Below are 14025 nucleotides of genomic sequence, written 5' to 3' on the forward strand. Positions count from 1 at the left end.
GGTCCACGGTGTCGCCCACCCGACTCAAAAGCCCCCGTTAGGCAAGCTTTCCCCTTGAAGACTCAGGCTTGCTTGGGCAAAGGTCGCACGCGCGCCGGGTCCTGCCTCCCCAGGATCGCTTTGACGCGTCGGGGATATCGATGATCAAGTCCGAACTCATCGCCAGGCTCGCGAACGAGAATCCGCACCTGACCCAGAAGGACGTCGAGCGCGTTGTCGGCGTCATTCTTGAGCGCATGATCGGTGCGCTCGAAGAAGGAGGCCGCGTGGAGCTCCGCGGTTTCGGCGCCCTGTCGGTGCGCTCGCGCCCGGCCCGCGCCGGTCGCAACCCTCGCACGGGAGAGACCGTCGACGTGCGCGCCAAGCACGTGCCGTTCTTCAAGAGCGGCAAGGAACTGCGCGGCCGCCTGAACGCCGACGAATAGGAACTTCCGGCGACGCTTGACCCATGAGGGCGAACGCGCTCAGCCTTCCGGCCCTAGTCGGAGGAGGTCCAGCATGAGCATCGTCAAGGAATTCCGCGAGTTCATCGCGCGCGGCAATGTCATCGACCTGGCCGTCGGCGTGATCATCGGCGCGGCCTTCAACGGCATCGTCAAGAGCCTGGTCGACCAGGTGATCATGCCGCCGATCGGCCTGGCGATGGGCGGGCTGGACTTCTCCAAGCTGCAGTGGGTGCTCAAGCCCGAGAACCCGGCGACCGAGGCGGTCGAGCTGGTGGCGATCCAGTACGGCGCCTTCATCAACACCGTGATCCAGTTCCTGATCGTGGCCGTGGTGGTGTTCCTGCTGGTCAAACTGGTCAACCAGGTCCGCCGCGCCGACGCCGAGGATCCCGCGCCCGAAGCCCCGCCGGCCCCGACGCCCGAGGAAAAGCTGCTGACCGAGATTCGCGACCTGTTGGCCAAGCCGGCGGCGCCCAAGGCCTGATTTCATAGGCCCTCCCCCTGTGGGGGAGGTGATCGCGCAGCGATCGGAGGGGGGAGTGATCGGCCGGTTCAGCTCAATCCCCCCACCGGCCTTCGGCCGCCTCCCCCACAGGGGGAGGGCTTAGGTCCCGCTGACCCCCAACGCCGCCAACACCTCGCGCGCCGCTCGCTCGCCCGTCTCCCACGCGCCGTGGGCGGTCGAGAAGGCGTGCGGCGAGCAGGCTTCGCCGGCGAAGAACAGCCGTCCGTCGACCGGCGCGGCCAGAACGGCCCGCTCGCCGGCCCGGCCAGGCAGGGCGTGGGAATAGGAGCCCCGCGCCCAGGGATCGGACGCCCAGGCGGTCTTGGCCAGCACCGACACTCGGCCGCGTAGACCCGAACCGTAGACCCCAACCAGCTCGTCGATCGCGAACGCCGCCGACGCGCCGGGGCCTTCGGCCTCCAGCGACCGCGCGTGAGCGCCGCCGAAGAACGCCTCGATCACCGGCCGGCCCAGCGGGCGCAGGTGATAGGCTCCGGTCGCCGTGCGCTCGGGCGCGCCGTAGACCATCGATTCCACCGCGAAGGCGTCCGGCTCGTCCAGCTTCAGGAACACCTTGTCGGCCAGGCCCAGCGGCAGGCCCTCGGCGGCGGCCAGCTTGGCGGGCAGCTCGGGCAGGATTCGCAGCGCTCCGGCGGCCAGGAGGGCCGTGGGGATGCAGACGATGGCCGCCCGGGCCTGGACCACCCCCTTGGCCGTCTCCAGGCTCAGGCGAGGCCCGTCGTGGCGTAGCAGCGAGACGGGACAGTCGCCGACGACCCGCACGCCGCGCGGCGCCAGGCCGGCGATCCCGACCCCATAGCCCTCCGCGACCCGCCAGTTGAGCTCGCTGTCGTCGTAGGCCCCATAGTCCTTGACCGAGACCTGGTCGAACTCGGCCCCGTTGTAGTAGGCGCTGAAGGCGTTCAGCAGGGGGTTCCAGCGTCCGCCGGGCTCCAGCAGGTCCGAGGCGGGCCGGTCCGCCGCCCCGGCGGCCGCCGCCTCGACCCGCTCGTCGAACGCCGCGAAGGCCTCGCCATAGGCCTGGCGCTCGGCGGCGCTGAAGTTGATCGTGGCTTCCGGCTGGGCCCAGGGCGGCGGGGTCTTGTCGATCGTCAGGCCCGAGGCGGCAATCTTTTCGACCAGCGGGTTGCGGTCGGCCGAATGCAGCCACTCGCAGCCCAGGTCCAGCGGCATGCCGTCCAGCAGGGCGGTATGGGCCCGACCGCCGATCCGGTCCTGGGCCTCCAGAACCAAGACGTTCAGCGGCGCGGCCGCCAGGGTGGAGGCGGCGGCCAGGCCAGCGGCCCCGGCCCCGATGATGGCGACGTCGACTTCCGTCATGGGGTGGGCGGCTCCGTCGGCGGCGCCTGCTCGGGCTCCAGCTCGATCGACTCGCCCGGCTTGAGGCCGCAGGCCAGCAGGCTGGACCACACCGTCTCGGCGCTCTCGGCGAAGCGGAAGAGCTCCAGGTCGGCGGCGTTGATCATGCCGTGCTCGACCAGGCTGTCGAAATTGACCACCGAGCGCCAATAGGCCTCGTCGAACAGCACGATGGGGATGCGCGGCGCCTTGTCGGTCTGGCGCAGGGTCAGGATCTCGAACAGCTCGTCGAAGGTGCCGAAGCCGCCGGGGAACACCACCAGGGCGTTGGCCCGCATCGCCAGGTGCATCTTGCGCATGGCGAAGTAGTGGAAGCGGAACGACAGGTCCGGCGTGGCGTAGGGGTTGGGCTGCTGTTCCTGCGGCAGGGTGATGTTGAAGCCGACCGAAGGCGCGCCGGCGTCCCAGGCCCCGCGGTTGGCCGCCTCCATCACCCCTGGCCCGCCGCCGGTGGCGATGACGTTGTCGCGCACGCCGTCCGTCGCGTGGATCGCTCCGCCGCGCTCCGACGCGAGGCGGCCGAACCGCCGGGCCTCGGCGTACCAGCGGGCCTGCGCGCCGGGACCGTCCTCACGGACCCGGGCGCTGCCGAACACCACGATGGTCGAGCGCACGCCCCAGGCCCGCAAGGCCTCGTCGGCCTTGGCGAACTCCAGCAGGAACCGCACGCCCCGCATCGACTCGCCCAGCAGGAAGTCCTGGTCCAACGCCGCCAGGCGATAGGAGGGCGAGGCGAGCTGGGCTTCGCTTTTCAGATCGGCCTGGCGGTCGTCGGTCACGCTTTACTTGGCCTTCGTGAGGGTGGGGCTGTCGAGGTCCAGCTGGTCGATCGGGATCTGCACGGCGGCCGGCAGGGCCGTCTTGACGCTTTCGCCCATCGTCTTGGCGTCGCCGACCACGATGACGCTGGTCTGGGTCGGGTCCAGCACGGCCTTGGAGAAGGCCTGGACGTCGGCGGCGCTGACCGCCTCGACCTTGCCGGTATAGGCCTGGATCTCGTTCAGCGGTACGCCGTAGATCGCCAGGTTGCCCAGGATGTCGGCCAGCCCGCCCGAGGTGCCCAGGTCGCGGCCGAAGTCGCCGACCAGCACCGACTTGCGGGCCGCCAGCTCGGCGGTCGAGGCCGGTTCGGCGGCCAGGCGCGTCAGCTCGTCCTTGATCAGGCCCACCACCTGGGCGGCGGATTCGTTCTTGGTCTGGACGGTGGCCGTGAAGCCGCCGATCGCCGCGCGCGGCGACAGGCCGGAGCCGGCGCCGTAGGACAGGCCGCGCTTGATGCGGATCTCTTGATTCAGGCGCGAGGAATAGCCGCCGCCCAGCACGCCGTTGGCCACGAGGCCGGCATAGTAGCGCGGGTCGGCGCGCAGAATCGCCGGCTTGGCCACCACCACCGCGGCCTGGCCGGTGCCGGGCAGGTCGACCAGCACGTTCTTGGCCGTGTAGCCGGTCGGGCCCTTGACTGGGGCCGGGGGCGGACCGGCGGGCTTGGCCCAACCGCCGAACGCCTTCTCCGCCAGGGCGAAGCCCTGTTCGGGGGTCAGGTCGCCGGTCAGCACCAGGATGGCGTTGTCGGGACGCCAGTTGGCGGCGTGGGTCTTGACCAGGGCGTCGCGCTGGATCTTCGGCAGCGAGCCGGGCGTGCCGCCCGCGACGTGGCCGTAGCCCGAGCCGGCATAGATCACGGTCGGCACGACGAAGCCCGCGACGGCGCCGGGGCGCTGGTAGCTGACCGACAGGCCGTCCAGGGTCTCGGCCTTCACCCGCTCCAGCTCGTCGGCCTTGAAGGTCGGGTTCTGGGCGACATCGGCCATGATCGCCAGGGCCTGCGGGGCCTTGTCGGCGATGACGCTGAGGGTCAGGGACGAGGCCTCCCAGCCCGAAGCGGCCTCCAGATCGGCGCCCAGGGCCTCGGTCGCGGCGGCCACCTGGGTGGCGGTGCGGGTCTTGGTGCCCTCGGTCATCAGTTCGGAGGTCAGGCTGGACACGCCGGCCAGGCCGACGGGATCGGATCCCGCCCCGCCGCGCACGGTCAGGTCGGCGGTGATCAGCGGCAGGTCGCTGCTCTTGGCGACGATCACCCGCAGGCCGTTGGCCAGGGTCTTCTCGACCGGCGCGGGCAGGATCGGCGAGACCGGCTTGCCGGGCGCGGGCGGGGCCGTGCGCTCGGCTTCCGGGGCCAGGGTGGTGACCGGACCGCTGTAGGTCACCGACGGGGTCGGCTTGGGGGCCTCGAACGGGTCCTTGGCGCCGGCCGGCTTGGACGATTCCGGCAGGTAGCGGACGGTCACCTTGCGGTCGTCGGCCAGATACTTGGCGGCCACGCGCTGGACGTCGGCGGCGGTCACCGCCTGCAGGGCGGCCAGGTCGGTGTTGGCGCGCTCGGCGTCGCCCTCGGTGCGCAGGGCGTAGCCGATCGCGAAGGCCCGGCCGTCGATGGTCTCGCGGCCGCGCACGGCGTCGGCCAGCAGGCCGGTCTTGGCCTCGGCCAGTTCGGCCGCGGTGGGCGGGGTCGTGCGCAGCTTGGCGACCTGGGCGCTCAGCGAGGCCTCGCCCTGCTCCACGGTCTTGCCGCCGGCCATGATCGCCCCGACGTAGAACATGCCCGGCTGGGCGTTGGTGCTGGTCGAGGAGAAGATCGTCTGGGCGATCTTCTGGTCATAGACCAGGCTGTTGTACAGGCGCGACGACTTGCCGGCCGAGAGGATGGCGTCCAGCACGGCCAGGGCCGGGGCGTCCGGATCGGCGGCGGTCGGGGCCTGCCAGGTCATGGCCACGCCCGGCAGCGGCACGTTGGGGCCATAGGTGGTGATCGTCTTCGACCCGGTGCGCGGCGGCTCGACCACGGTGACCTGCTTGATCGGCGTGGCGGGGGTCTTCAGCGGCGCGAAATACTGGTCGATCCAGGCGTCGAGCTGGGCCTCGTCGAAATTGCCGACCACGATCAGGGCGGCGTTGTCGGGGCGGTAATAGGCGGCGTGGAAGGCGCGCACGTCGTCGACGGTGGCGGCGTCCAGCTCCTCGATCGAGCCGATGCCCGGGCGCTTGTAGGGGTGGTCGGCGAACGAGGCCTGGGTGATGTAGAGGTTGAAGAACCGGCCGTAGGGATTGGCCAGGACGCGCTGGCGCAGCTCTTCCTTGACCACATCGCGCTCGGACTTGAACACCGCGTCGTCGATGACCAGCGAGTTCAGGCGCTCGCTCTCGGCCCACAGCAGGCGTTGCAGGTGATTGGCGGGGACGACCTCGTAGTAGTTGGTGAAGTCGTCATAGGTGGAGGCGTTGTTGAAGCCGCCCACGTCCTCGGTCAGGCGGTCGAAGGTCTCGCTGGGCATGTTGCGCGTGGCCTTGAACATCAGGTGTTCGAACAGGTGCGCGAAGCCCGAGCGGCCCTCCGGATCGTCCTTGCTGCCGACGCCGTACCAGACCTGCACCGTCACGTTCGGCGTGGTCGCGTCGCGCGAGGTGTAGACCTTCATGCCGTTGGCCAGGGTCCGCTCCTTGTAGACGATCGGCGGCACCGCCAGGCCGGCCGCCGCCGCGGGAGCCGGTTTGGTCTGGGCTTGCGCCAAGGGAGAGAGAGCGGTGGTCGAAAGGGCCAGCGCGACGAGGGCGGCCTTGGCGGCGGGACGGATCATGAGGACGGAGCTCCGAAAGCTTGAGGGCGCGACCCTAGCATCCGGGCCGGAGGCGCCAAGCTTACCGTCTTGTCATGAAAGGCGAGGATTGCCCGGGAAGCTCAACCGTGCATCCTCTGGTGGAAAGACAGTCAGAGGGGGAAGCATCATGAAGTCTCTGTCCATCGCCAGCGCCCTGGCGGCGCTGGTCGTCGTCTCCACCCCGGTCCAGGCCCGTCAGTCGGGGGTCGAGGAAGTCGTGGTCACTGGCGCGCGGATCACCGAGTACGACCCGGTCAAGACGCCCTTCGTGACGCTCGCCAAGCGCGCCGACAACCTGATCACCGAGGTGCGGGTGGTGTGCGACACCCGCGATCTCTCCCAGCGCCGGCAGGAGCTGAAGGCCACCCTGCGCAACATGATCAAGGCCGCGCCCGGCGCCGGCGTCGAGCTGGGCCTGGAGGGCGAGGAGGTGATCGGCCGCTTCGACGAGACCATGCTTGACGCGGTGATCCGCGCGGACTCCAAGCCCGACACCAGCGTCGCGGTGCTGGTGGTCAAGACCCACGTGGCCCCGACCGACACGTTCGACGCCGCCACCGGCCGCATCACGGCCTTCGCCGAGAAGACCGCCAAGGCCGGCCGCACCGAAATCCTGCCGACCGAGGACTGGAACCTCACCCTGATCGGCCCGCAGCGCTATCGCGGCGAGGTCCTGGCCCTGGTGGCCGACGACGCGCGCAAGGTGGCGGGAACGTTCGGTCCCGACTACGCGGTTACCGCCGAGGGGCTGCAGCTGCCATTGTCCTGGTACCAGTCCGGGCCGCTCGAGCTGGCGCTTTACGTGCCCTACAAGCTGACGGTCACGCCTCGCCCGAAGTGAGGGAGGGCGAAATGAGCCGGCCGGCATAGCCGAAGATCACGCCCAGCCAGGGATGGGCGACCAGCACGCGGAAGCGGTAGCTTCCGTCGTGCTCAAAGGTCCGCGCCCGGATGCGCGGCGCCCAGGCGCGCGGCAGGGGAACGGGGCCTAATCGCCAACCCTCGAAGGTCCAGGACAGGCCGTTCGGATAGGGCGCGACCGAGAAGCGGAAGGTCAGGGCGCCGGCGGTTTCCTCGAACGTCCACGGATCGTCGCGGGCCGGCCCGATGGTCGAGTCGAAGGTGCAGGCCCCAAACCGGCGGATCCAGCGTTCGCCGCCGTTCGCCGGCGCGATCGTCACCGTCGTCTCGTGCGGGCCGGTCGGCGGCAGACCCTGCAGGCGACGAACGAGGGCGGGCAGGCCGGACGCGCCGCGCGCCCGCGCCCGGCCGGTCAGGGTGACGGGCTCGAGGCCGGCGTGAGCGCGGCGAACGCCCTCGGGCAAGGCTTCCCAGGCGTCGCCCAGCAGGCGGGGGAACAGGCCGGGGGTGTCCAGACGCTGGCTCTCCAACCGGGTGCGGATCGGCAGGTCGCGCAGCTCGTGCAGGATGGCGTCCAGCTCGACCAGGCCGACGCAGGGCGCGGCGCGGGGCTCGCCCAGCCTGGCGTCGAGCAGGGCGCGCAGAGCCGCCGCCGCCGGGGCGGCCGGTGTGCTGGGACCGGCGCCCGCCTCGGCGCACAGGCTCCAGCGGGCAAGGCGCCGCGCGCCGTCGGCGTCGAGGCCCTCGGCGCTGACCACCATGCCGCCGCGATCCGAGCCCAGCGGCGCGACCAGGCCCGCCGCCTCGCCCAGCAGCACGGCCAACGGCTCCAAGGTGCGGATCAGCCGCGCGCGCCGCAGCAGGCTCAGCGCCCATAGCCCCAAATGCAGAATCGGCAGCTCCAGCCCAGCCCGGAAGATCGCGTCCCGGCGGACGTGGAAGCGGGCGGGCAGCAGGTCGAGGTCGGGCACCTCGGCCAGCCCGGTCCAGCGGCGGCCTAGACCCGGGAAGGGCGTGCGGCGCGGGTCGCTCCAGCCGGGGCGGGTCGCCCAATGGCCCTTGGCGAACACCCGCACCGGCCCGCCGGCCCAGCCCAAGATGGCGCGGATCACCGACAGGCCCCGGGGCGCCCGGGCGCCGGGCGAGATCGCGGCTTCCACCCGCTCGATCCGGGTCCAGCCGGCGGTCATCCTATCGAGGGCGGCATGGCTGAGGGCCGGGGTCGAGCTGGCGCCGGTGATCGCCCAGCGCTTGGCCGCGCGGGCTCCGCCGTCCAGCGCCGCCTCGAAGCCGGCCACGAAGTCGCGGGCGTCGGCCAGGTCGAGATAGTGGGCGCGGGCCGCCAGCACGGCGCGGGGGAAGGCGTGGTCCTGGCCCTGGAACGGTCCGGCCGCGTCGACCACCGCCCAAGCGCCCAGCGCGGCCAGGCCCGTGGGGTCGAGGCGGTCCAGCCGGGCGACCTCGATTTTCGCGGCGGGTCTGGTCCTGGCCAGGTCGGCCGCCAGGGCCTCCAGCGGTGCCAGCCTGCGGGCCGCCAGCACCAGGACGACGTCGGGCCAGCGGGCGATCATCGCCGCCAGCCTTTGGCCGAACACGCCGCTGGCCCCCACCAGGACGATGCGTTTGAGGCTGTCGCTCATATGGTCGGCGGCTCCAGCACGAAGCGGGCCTTCTGCTCGGGCGTGGGCAACATGCAGGTCGAGCGCTTGCCCATCAGCCGGTAGCGGTTGGCGGCCAGCCAATCGTAGCCGCCGTCCAGCCAGGCGCGCGGCAGGATGTCGATCACCGCCAGCCAGGACCACGGCGGGCCCAGCCGCCGCAGCAGGGCCAGGACCGCCGCGCTCTTCTCCAGGGCCTGGCCGCCGTCGAGGAACAGGAAGCTGGTCGGCTGGTCCGGATCGATCCCGTGCTCCAGGGCCAGTCGCCGGCCATAGGCCGACTGGATCGGGGTGAAGCGGATCAGGCCCTCGCGGTCGATGGCCAGCACCGCCCGGACCGAGCCCGAACACAGGTTGCAGACCCCGTCGAACAGCCAGAGTCCGTCAAGTTTGGGCGGCTCGGGCGTCGGGCTCATCGCGCCGCCGCCACGCTTTCTCGGCGCAGCGCGCGCAGGGCCGCTGGAACGTCGCGGCGCATGGCCATGGTCGTCATGCCGTTGGGCAGGCCGAAGGGGGCGGTGGCGCGGTTCTCGTAGGTGACCCGGGTGGCTCTGCCGCCGTCCAGCGGCTCCAGAAGCCACTGACCCTCGCAATCCTTGATGTCGCCCGCCTCGCAGCGGAAGGCGATGCGCCGATAGGGCTCCAGCGTCAGGCGCGAGGTCGAGTGCAGGGCCGGCAGCAGGAAGCTCCATTTGACGACGTGCTCGCGCACCTCCACGCGGCCGGAGGCGTCGCGCGACAGCACGGTGCAGCTCTTGACGCTGGGGGTCATCCGCGCCGCCCGCTCGCAGTCGAGGATGGTGCTCCAGACCACGTGCGGCGAGGCGGCGATGTCGATCATCGCCCGCACCTGGCCGCCGCGGCCGCTGGAATCGGTGTGGGCCTCCAACGCGACGTCGCCGCTTTCGATGCGGTGCAGCCAGTCGGGGTTCGGCTCCTGCGCCCCGGCCGCCCATGGGGCCGCCAGCATCACGAAAGCAACGACAAGGGCTCGGCCACGCATGAATCTAGCGTAGCCGAGTTTCAGCCCCTGGCGCATCAGGCCTTGGCGCGATTTTTCACCAGATCGTCCACCACCGACGGATCGGCCAGGGTCGAGGTGTCGCCCAGGCTGCCCAACTCGTTCTCGGCGATCTTGCGCAGGATGCGGCGCATGATCTTGCCCGAGCGGGTCTTGGGCAGGCCAGGGGCCCACTGCAGCACGTCCGGCGCGGCGAACGGGCCGATCTCCGCCCGCACCCAGAGGATCAGGTCCTTGCGCAACTGGTCGGTGGCCTCGACCCCCGACTTCAGCGTGACGTAGGCGTAGACGCCCTGGCCCTTGATGTCGTGCGGATAGCCAACCACGGCGGCCTCGGCGACGGTCTCATGGGCGACCAGGGCGCTCTCGATCTCGGCGGTGCCCAGGCGGTGGCCCGAGACGTTGATCACATCGTCGACCCGGCCAGTGATCCAGTAATAGCCGTCCTCGTCGCGCCGACAGCCGTCGCCGGTGAAGTACTTGCCCGGATAGGCGCTGAAATAGGTCTCGAAGAATCGGCCGTGGTCGCCGTAGACCGTCCGCATCTGGCCGGGCCAGCTGTCGGTGATGACCAGATTGCCCTCGGTCGCGCCCTCCAGGACCTTGCCCTCGGCGTCGACCAGCTGGAGCTTGACGCCGGGCAGGGGCTTGGTGGCCGAGCCGGGCTTCAGGGCCGTGGCGCCGGGCAGGGGCGAAACGAGAATGCCGCCGGTCTCGGTCTGCCACCAGGTGTCGACGATCGGCAGGCGGTCCTTGCCGACCACGCGGTGGTACCAGAGCCAGGCCTCGGGATTGATCGGCTCGCCCACGCTGCCCAGCAGGCGCAGCGACGACAGGTCGTTCTTGGTCACGTGCTCGTCGCCCTCGCGCATCAGGGCGCGCAGGGCGGTGGGGGCGGTGTAGAAGATCTCGACCTTGTGCTTGTCGACCACCTCCCAGAATCGGGCCGGGGTCGGATAGTTAGGCACGCCCTCGAAGATCAGGCTGGTCCCGCCGTTGGCCAACGGGCCGTAGACGACATAGCTGTGGCCGGTCACCCAGCCGACGTCGGCCGTGCACCAGAAGACCTCGCCGGGCCGGTAGTCGAACACCGCCTCGTGGGTCCAACTGGCCCAGGTCAGATAGCCGCCGGTGGTGTGCAGCACGCCCTTGGGCTTTCCGGTGGAGCCGGAGGTGTAGAGGATGAACAGCGGGTCCTCGGCGTTCATCGGCTCGGGCTCGCAGGTGGCGGGCACGCTGTCCTTGACGTCGTCCCAGACGATGTCGCGGCCATGGACCAGCGGCACGTCCGCGCCGGTCCAGCGCACCATCAGCACCTTGCCGACCCAGGGGCAGTGATCCAGGGCCTTGTCGATATTGGCCTTCAGCGGCACCCGCTTGCCGCCGCGACGGCCTTCGTCGGCGGTGATCACGAACTGCGAGGCGCAGTCCTGGATGCGGCCGGCGATGGAGTCGGGCGAGAAGCCGCCGAACACCACCGAGTGCACCGCGCCGATCCGGGCGCAGGCCAGCATGGCCACCGCCGCGATCGGGATCATCGGCAGGTAGATCGTCACCCGGTCGCCCTTGCGGACCCCCTGGTCCTTGAGGACGTTGGCCATCCGGCAGACCTGCTCGTGCAGTTCGCCATAGGTGACCGTGTGCGAATGGCCCGGCTCGTCGCCCTCGAAGATCAGGGCGACCTCGTCCTTGCGATGCGGCAGGTGGCGGTCGATGCAGTTGACCGAGGCGTTCAGCACCCCGTCGGCGTACCAGTGAATGCGGAAGTCGTCCTTGGCGTACGAGACGTCCTTGATCCGGGTCGGGGCCTTGATCCAGTCCAGCCGGCCGGCCAGGTCGCGCCAATAGCCTTCGGGATCGGACTCGATCCGGGCCAGCGCGACCTCATAGCCGGCGGCGTCGATATGGGCCTTGCCCGCCCAATCGTCGGGAACCGGAAAAACCTGTCCGTCGCTCACGCCGTCAACTCCCTTGGTCTTGTTGCGGCGGAGTTATGCGCGCGGCGCGCCCCGACGCAAGAAGACCATTCAGGATTCTGCCGCCGCCGCGCGAACCTTCCCGCTGGACGGGCTCAGCCCGGCTGCTTGGTGGTGCGCAGATAGGGCTTGTGGGTGGTCCAGCCGGCCGGGAACAGGCCCTTGGCGTCCTCGTCGCTGACCGAGGGGACGATGATCACGTCCTGGCCCTGCTTCCAGTCGGCCGGGGTGGCCACCTTGTGGGCGGCGGTCAGCTGCATGGAATCGATGACCCGCAGGATCTCGTCGAAGTTCCGGCCGGTGGTCATTGGATAGACCAGGATCAGCTTGATCGTCTTGTCGGGCGCGATGATGAAGACGTTGCGCACCGTGGCGTTGGCGGCCGCCGTGCGGCCGTCCGAACCGCCCGCCGTGTCGGCCGGCAGCATGCCGTAGAGCTTGGCGACCTTCAGGTCGGTGTCCGCGATCATCGGGAAGTTCGGGGCGGTCCCTTGAGTCTCGGCGATGTCGGCGGCCCACCGGGCGTGGTTGTCCACCGGGTCGACCGACAGACCGATCACCTTGACGCCGCGCTTGTCGAACTCGGGCTTCAGGCGCGCCACGGCGCCCAGCTCGGTGGTGCAGACCGGGGTGAAGTCCTTGGGGTGCGAGAACAGCACCACCCACTTGCCGTCGGCCCAGTCGTGGAAATGGATCGGGCCCTCGGTGGTGTCCTGGGTGAAGTCCGGCGCAATGTCGCCGAGTTTGAGCGTCATGGACGTCTCTCCTGATCCGCCAAAGAGGGTCGGCCCAAAGGGGGGTGTGTCGGGCCATTGGATGGGCGTAAAGCCGTCCCCAATTTGTAGGCGCGCGCCTTCCCCGGCGCCGCCCAGGATTTCTCGCGGAGTTTCCAGCCATGCTGCTCGCCCTTTCGACCTGGCCCGAGATCGAGGCCTATCTGGCGACGTCGAAGACGGTGGTGGTGCCGATCGGCTCCAACGAGCAGCACGGGCCGACGGGCCTGCTGGGCACCGACTGGCTGTGCCCGGAAATCATCTCGCACGAGGCTTCGAAGCTGTCGGAAACCGTGCTGGTCGCCCCGACCTTCAATGTCGGGATGGCCCAGCACCATCTGGCGTTCCCGGGCACGATCTTCCTGCGGCCCTCGACCTTCATCGCCGCGATCGGCGACTGGGTGCGCTCGCTGGGCGCCCACGGCTTCGAGAAGATCTATTTCCTCAATGGCCACGGCGGCAACGTCGCCTCGATCGAGGCGGCCTTCTCCGAGATCTACGCCGAGTACAGCTTCCGCAAGGAACGCGCGCCCTTCGCCCTGAAGCTGAAGAACTGGTGGGACCTGAAGGGCGTGCTCAGCCTGGCCAACCAGCAGTTCCCGACCGGCCACGGCAGCCATGCGACGCCGTCCGAGATCGCCGTGACCCAGTGGGGTTATCCGGACAGCATCAAGTCCGTGGACTATTCGCCCAAGATCGCCCCGACCGGCCCGATCCGCGAGGCCCTGGACTTCCGCGCCCGCTACGCCGACGGCCGCATGGGCTCCGACCCGGCCCAGGCCACGCCTGAAAAGGGCGGGGCGCTGGTGGCCCAGGCCGCCAAGTCGCTGATCGAGGACCTGGCGGACTTCTCGACGGAGAAGCGGGTCTAGTCACGGACGGGGACAGGCCCATGGGCCTGTCCCCAATCGGAGTCTAGCGCGGGATTTCGGCGATCTTGGTCAAGGCCACCTGACGATAAACGGCGGTGATCTCGAAATAGCGGCCGAACGCGGCGTGGAACTGGTCGACGGCCTGTTTCACGCCCGGGCCGCCGATCTCGCTGATGTCGTGCCAGTAGTCGTCCAGCACCATCATGCCGCCCACGCTGAGCAGGCTGGCGCAGAAACACAGGTCGATCAGCACGGCCAGGGCGGTGTGGCTGCCGTCGACATAGATCAGGTCGAATTGCTCGCCGGCCGCCAGCATCTTCGGCAGCTCATAGGTCGAGAAGCCCTTGCGGGCCGTCATCGACCGGAAGCCGGTCTTGGCCATGTTGCGGTGAAAGCGCGGCTCGACCGCGTGGTACTTCTCTTCCGGATTCAGGGCCTCGTCGAACCAGGGGTCGATCACCGTCACGTCCAGCCTGCCGGGGATCAGCCAGTCCATGAAGGCCAGGTTACGGCCCTCATAGGCCCCGATCTCCAGATAGCGGATCGGGCCGTCGGCGTTCTTAGCGGCGAAGTCGCGCAGCAGCGGCGTCACGAACGGGATGTTGTTCGAAGCCCAGCCCGAGGTGAACTCGTAGCCGACCTTTTCGCTGTGGGCGTTGAAGGCCTCGACCACCGAATGGTCGCGCTTGGCCAGCATCGTGCGGGCCAGCTCGGGGGCGAAGCGCGGATTGACCTTGGCGAACGAGCGCAGCTTGGCGCCCAGGCCGCGCGCGTCCTCGGCGTCGGTCAGAGCGGCGTCGAAATTCGGATTGGACCCGTCGGCCATGGCGCGGTTTCCCGTTTCAGTCGGGAAAACCCTAGCGCCAAGGGGTTAAGG

At 70.0% G+C, this 14025-nt stretch carries 13 protein-coding genes; 4 read left to right on the top strand and 9 right to left on the bottom strand.

The genetic code is table 11. From position 1 onward, the window contains the following. Positions 1-140: 140 nt before the first annotated feature. Complete coding sequence (locus AC1DMQ_RS18695; RefSeq protein WP_007676040.1) at positions 141-425, top strand: integration host factor subunit beta; 285 nt, start codon at positions 141-143, stop codon at positions 423-425. A gap of 73 nt (positions 426-498) precedes the next feature. After that, positions 499-930 carry a large-conductance mechanosensitive channel protein MscL gene (mscL, locus tag AC1DMQ_RS18700; protein WP_477035059.1) on the top strand — a complete coding sequence of 144 codons (432 nt, stop codon included), beginning with the start codon at positions 499-501 and terminating at the stop codon, positions 928-930. 120 nt (positions 931-1050) lie between these two features. Here mscL and AC1DMQ_RS18705 read toward each other — a convergent pair whose 3' ends face one another. Genes AC1DMQ_RS18705 through AC1DMQ_RS18715 form a run of 3 tightly spaced genes read right to left on the bottom strand, consistent with a single transcriptional unit; the run spans position 1051 to position 5966 of the window. Next, positions 1051-2292 (bottom strand): flavin monoamine oxidase family protein, encoded by a 1242-nt coding sequence (locus AC1DMQ_RS18705; protein WP_477035060.1) that lies wholly within the window; start codon positions 2290-2292, stop codon positions 1051-1053. Beyond that, on the bottom strand, positions 2289-3086 hold the full coding sequence (locus AC1DMQ_RS18710) for an LOG family protein (RefSeq protein ID WP_477035107.1): 798 nt from the start codon (positions 3084-3086) through the stop codon (positions 2289-2291). Before AC1DMQ_RS18710 ends, AC1DMQ_RS18705 begins: the two co-directional genes overlap by 4 nt. 27 nt (positions 3087-3113) lie before the next feature. Beyond that, the gene (locus tag AC1DMQ_RS18715) at positions 3114-5966 is read right to left on the bottom strand and encodes a M16 family metallopeptidase (RefSeq protein ID WP_477035061.1); all 2853 of its coding nucleotides are present in this window, start codon (positions 5964-5966) and stop codon (positions 3114-3116) included. Positions 5967-6114: 148 nt separating this feature from the next. Here AC1DMQ_RS18715 and AC1DMQ_RS18720 point away from each other — a divergent pair, with 148 nt between their 5' ends. Further along, the gene (locus AC1DMQ_RS18720) at positions 6115-6828 is read left to right on the top strand and encodes a hypothetical protein (RefSeq protein WP_477035062.1); all 714 of its coding nucleotides are present in this window, start codon (positions 6115-6117) and stop codon (positions 6826-6828) included. On the opposite strand, the gene AC1DMQ_RS18725 is transcribed toward AC1DMQ_RS18720, so the two are convergent. The 5 genes from AC1DMQ_RS18725 to AC1DMQ_RS18745 all read right to left on the bottom strand — a co-directional run bounded on the left by AC1DMQ_RS18725 (position 6809) and on the right by AC1DMQ_RS18745 (position 12258). Further along, positions 6809-8488, bottom strand: coding sequence for a DUF4166 domain-containing protein (locus tag AC1DMQ_RS18725; RefSeq protein WP_477035063.1), 1680 nt, complete (start codon positions 8486-8488; stop codon positions 6809-6811). The two genes, AC1DMQ_RS18720 and AC1DMQ_RS18725, sit on opposite strands and share 20 nt — an antisense overlap. Then, positions 8485-8922 carry a thiol-disulfide oxidoreductase DCC family protein gene (locus AC1DMQ_RS18730; protein WP_477035064.1) on the bottom strand — a complete coding sequence of 146 codons (438 nt, stop codon included), beginning with the start codon at positions 8920-8922 and terminating at the stop codon, positions 8485-8487. The genes AC1DMQ_RS18725 and AC1DMQ_RS18730 overlap by 4 nt, the downstream gene beginning before the upstream one ends. After that, positions 8919-9509: an SRPBCC family protein gene (locus tag AC1DMQ_RS18735; protein ID WP_477035065.1), complete on the bottom strand. Its 591-nt coding sequence runs from the start codon at positions 9507-9509 to the stop codon at positions 8919-8921. Before AC1DMQ_RS18735 ends, AC1DMQ_RS18730 begins: the two co-directional genes overlap by 4 nt. A gap of 35 nt (positions 9510-9544) precedes the next feature. After that, positions 9545-11485, bottom strand: coding sequence for an acetate--CoA ligase (gene acs / locus AC1DMQ_RS18740; protein ID WP_477035066.1), 1941 nt, complete (start codon positions 11483-11485; stop codon positions 9545-9547). Positions 11486-11598: 113 nt separating this feature from the next. After that, a complete protein-coding gene (locus AC1DMQ_RS18745) occupies positions 11599-12258 on the bottom strand; it encodes a peroxiredoxin (RefSeq protein WP_477035067.1) in 660 nt (219 codons plus the stop codon). Positions 12259-12398: 140 nt separating this feature from the next. Between AC1DMQ_RS18745 and AC1DMQ_RS18750 the strand changes: the two genes are divergently transcribed. Beyond that, positions 12399-13148 carry a creatininase family protein gene (locus AC1DMQ_RS18750; protein WP_477035068.1) on the top strand — a complete coding sequence of 250 codons (750 nt, stop codon included), beginning with the start codon at positions 12399-12401 and terminating at the stop codon, positions 13146-13148. Between the two features lie 43 nt (positions 13149-13191). Here the strand turns inward: AC1DMQ_RS18750 and AC1DMQ_RS18755 are convergent, their stop codons facing one another. Then, positions 13192-13974, bottom strand: a complete 783-nt coding sequence (locus tag AC1DMQ_RS18755) for a class I SAM-dependent methyltransferase (protein WP_477035069.1) — start codon at positions 13972-13974, stop codon at positions 13192-13194. Between the last annotated feature and the right edge of the window lie 51 nt (positions 13975-14025).

The sequence above is a fragment of the Caulobacter sp. 05L422 genome (genome assembly GCF_056397765.1).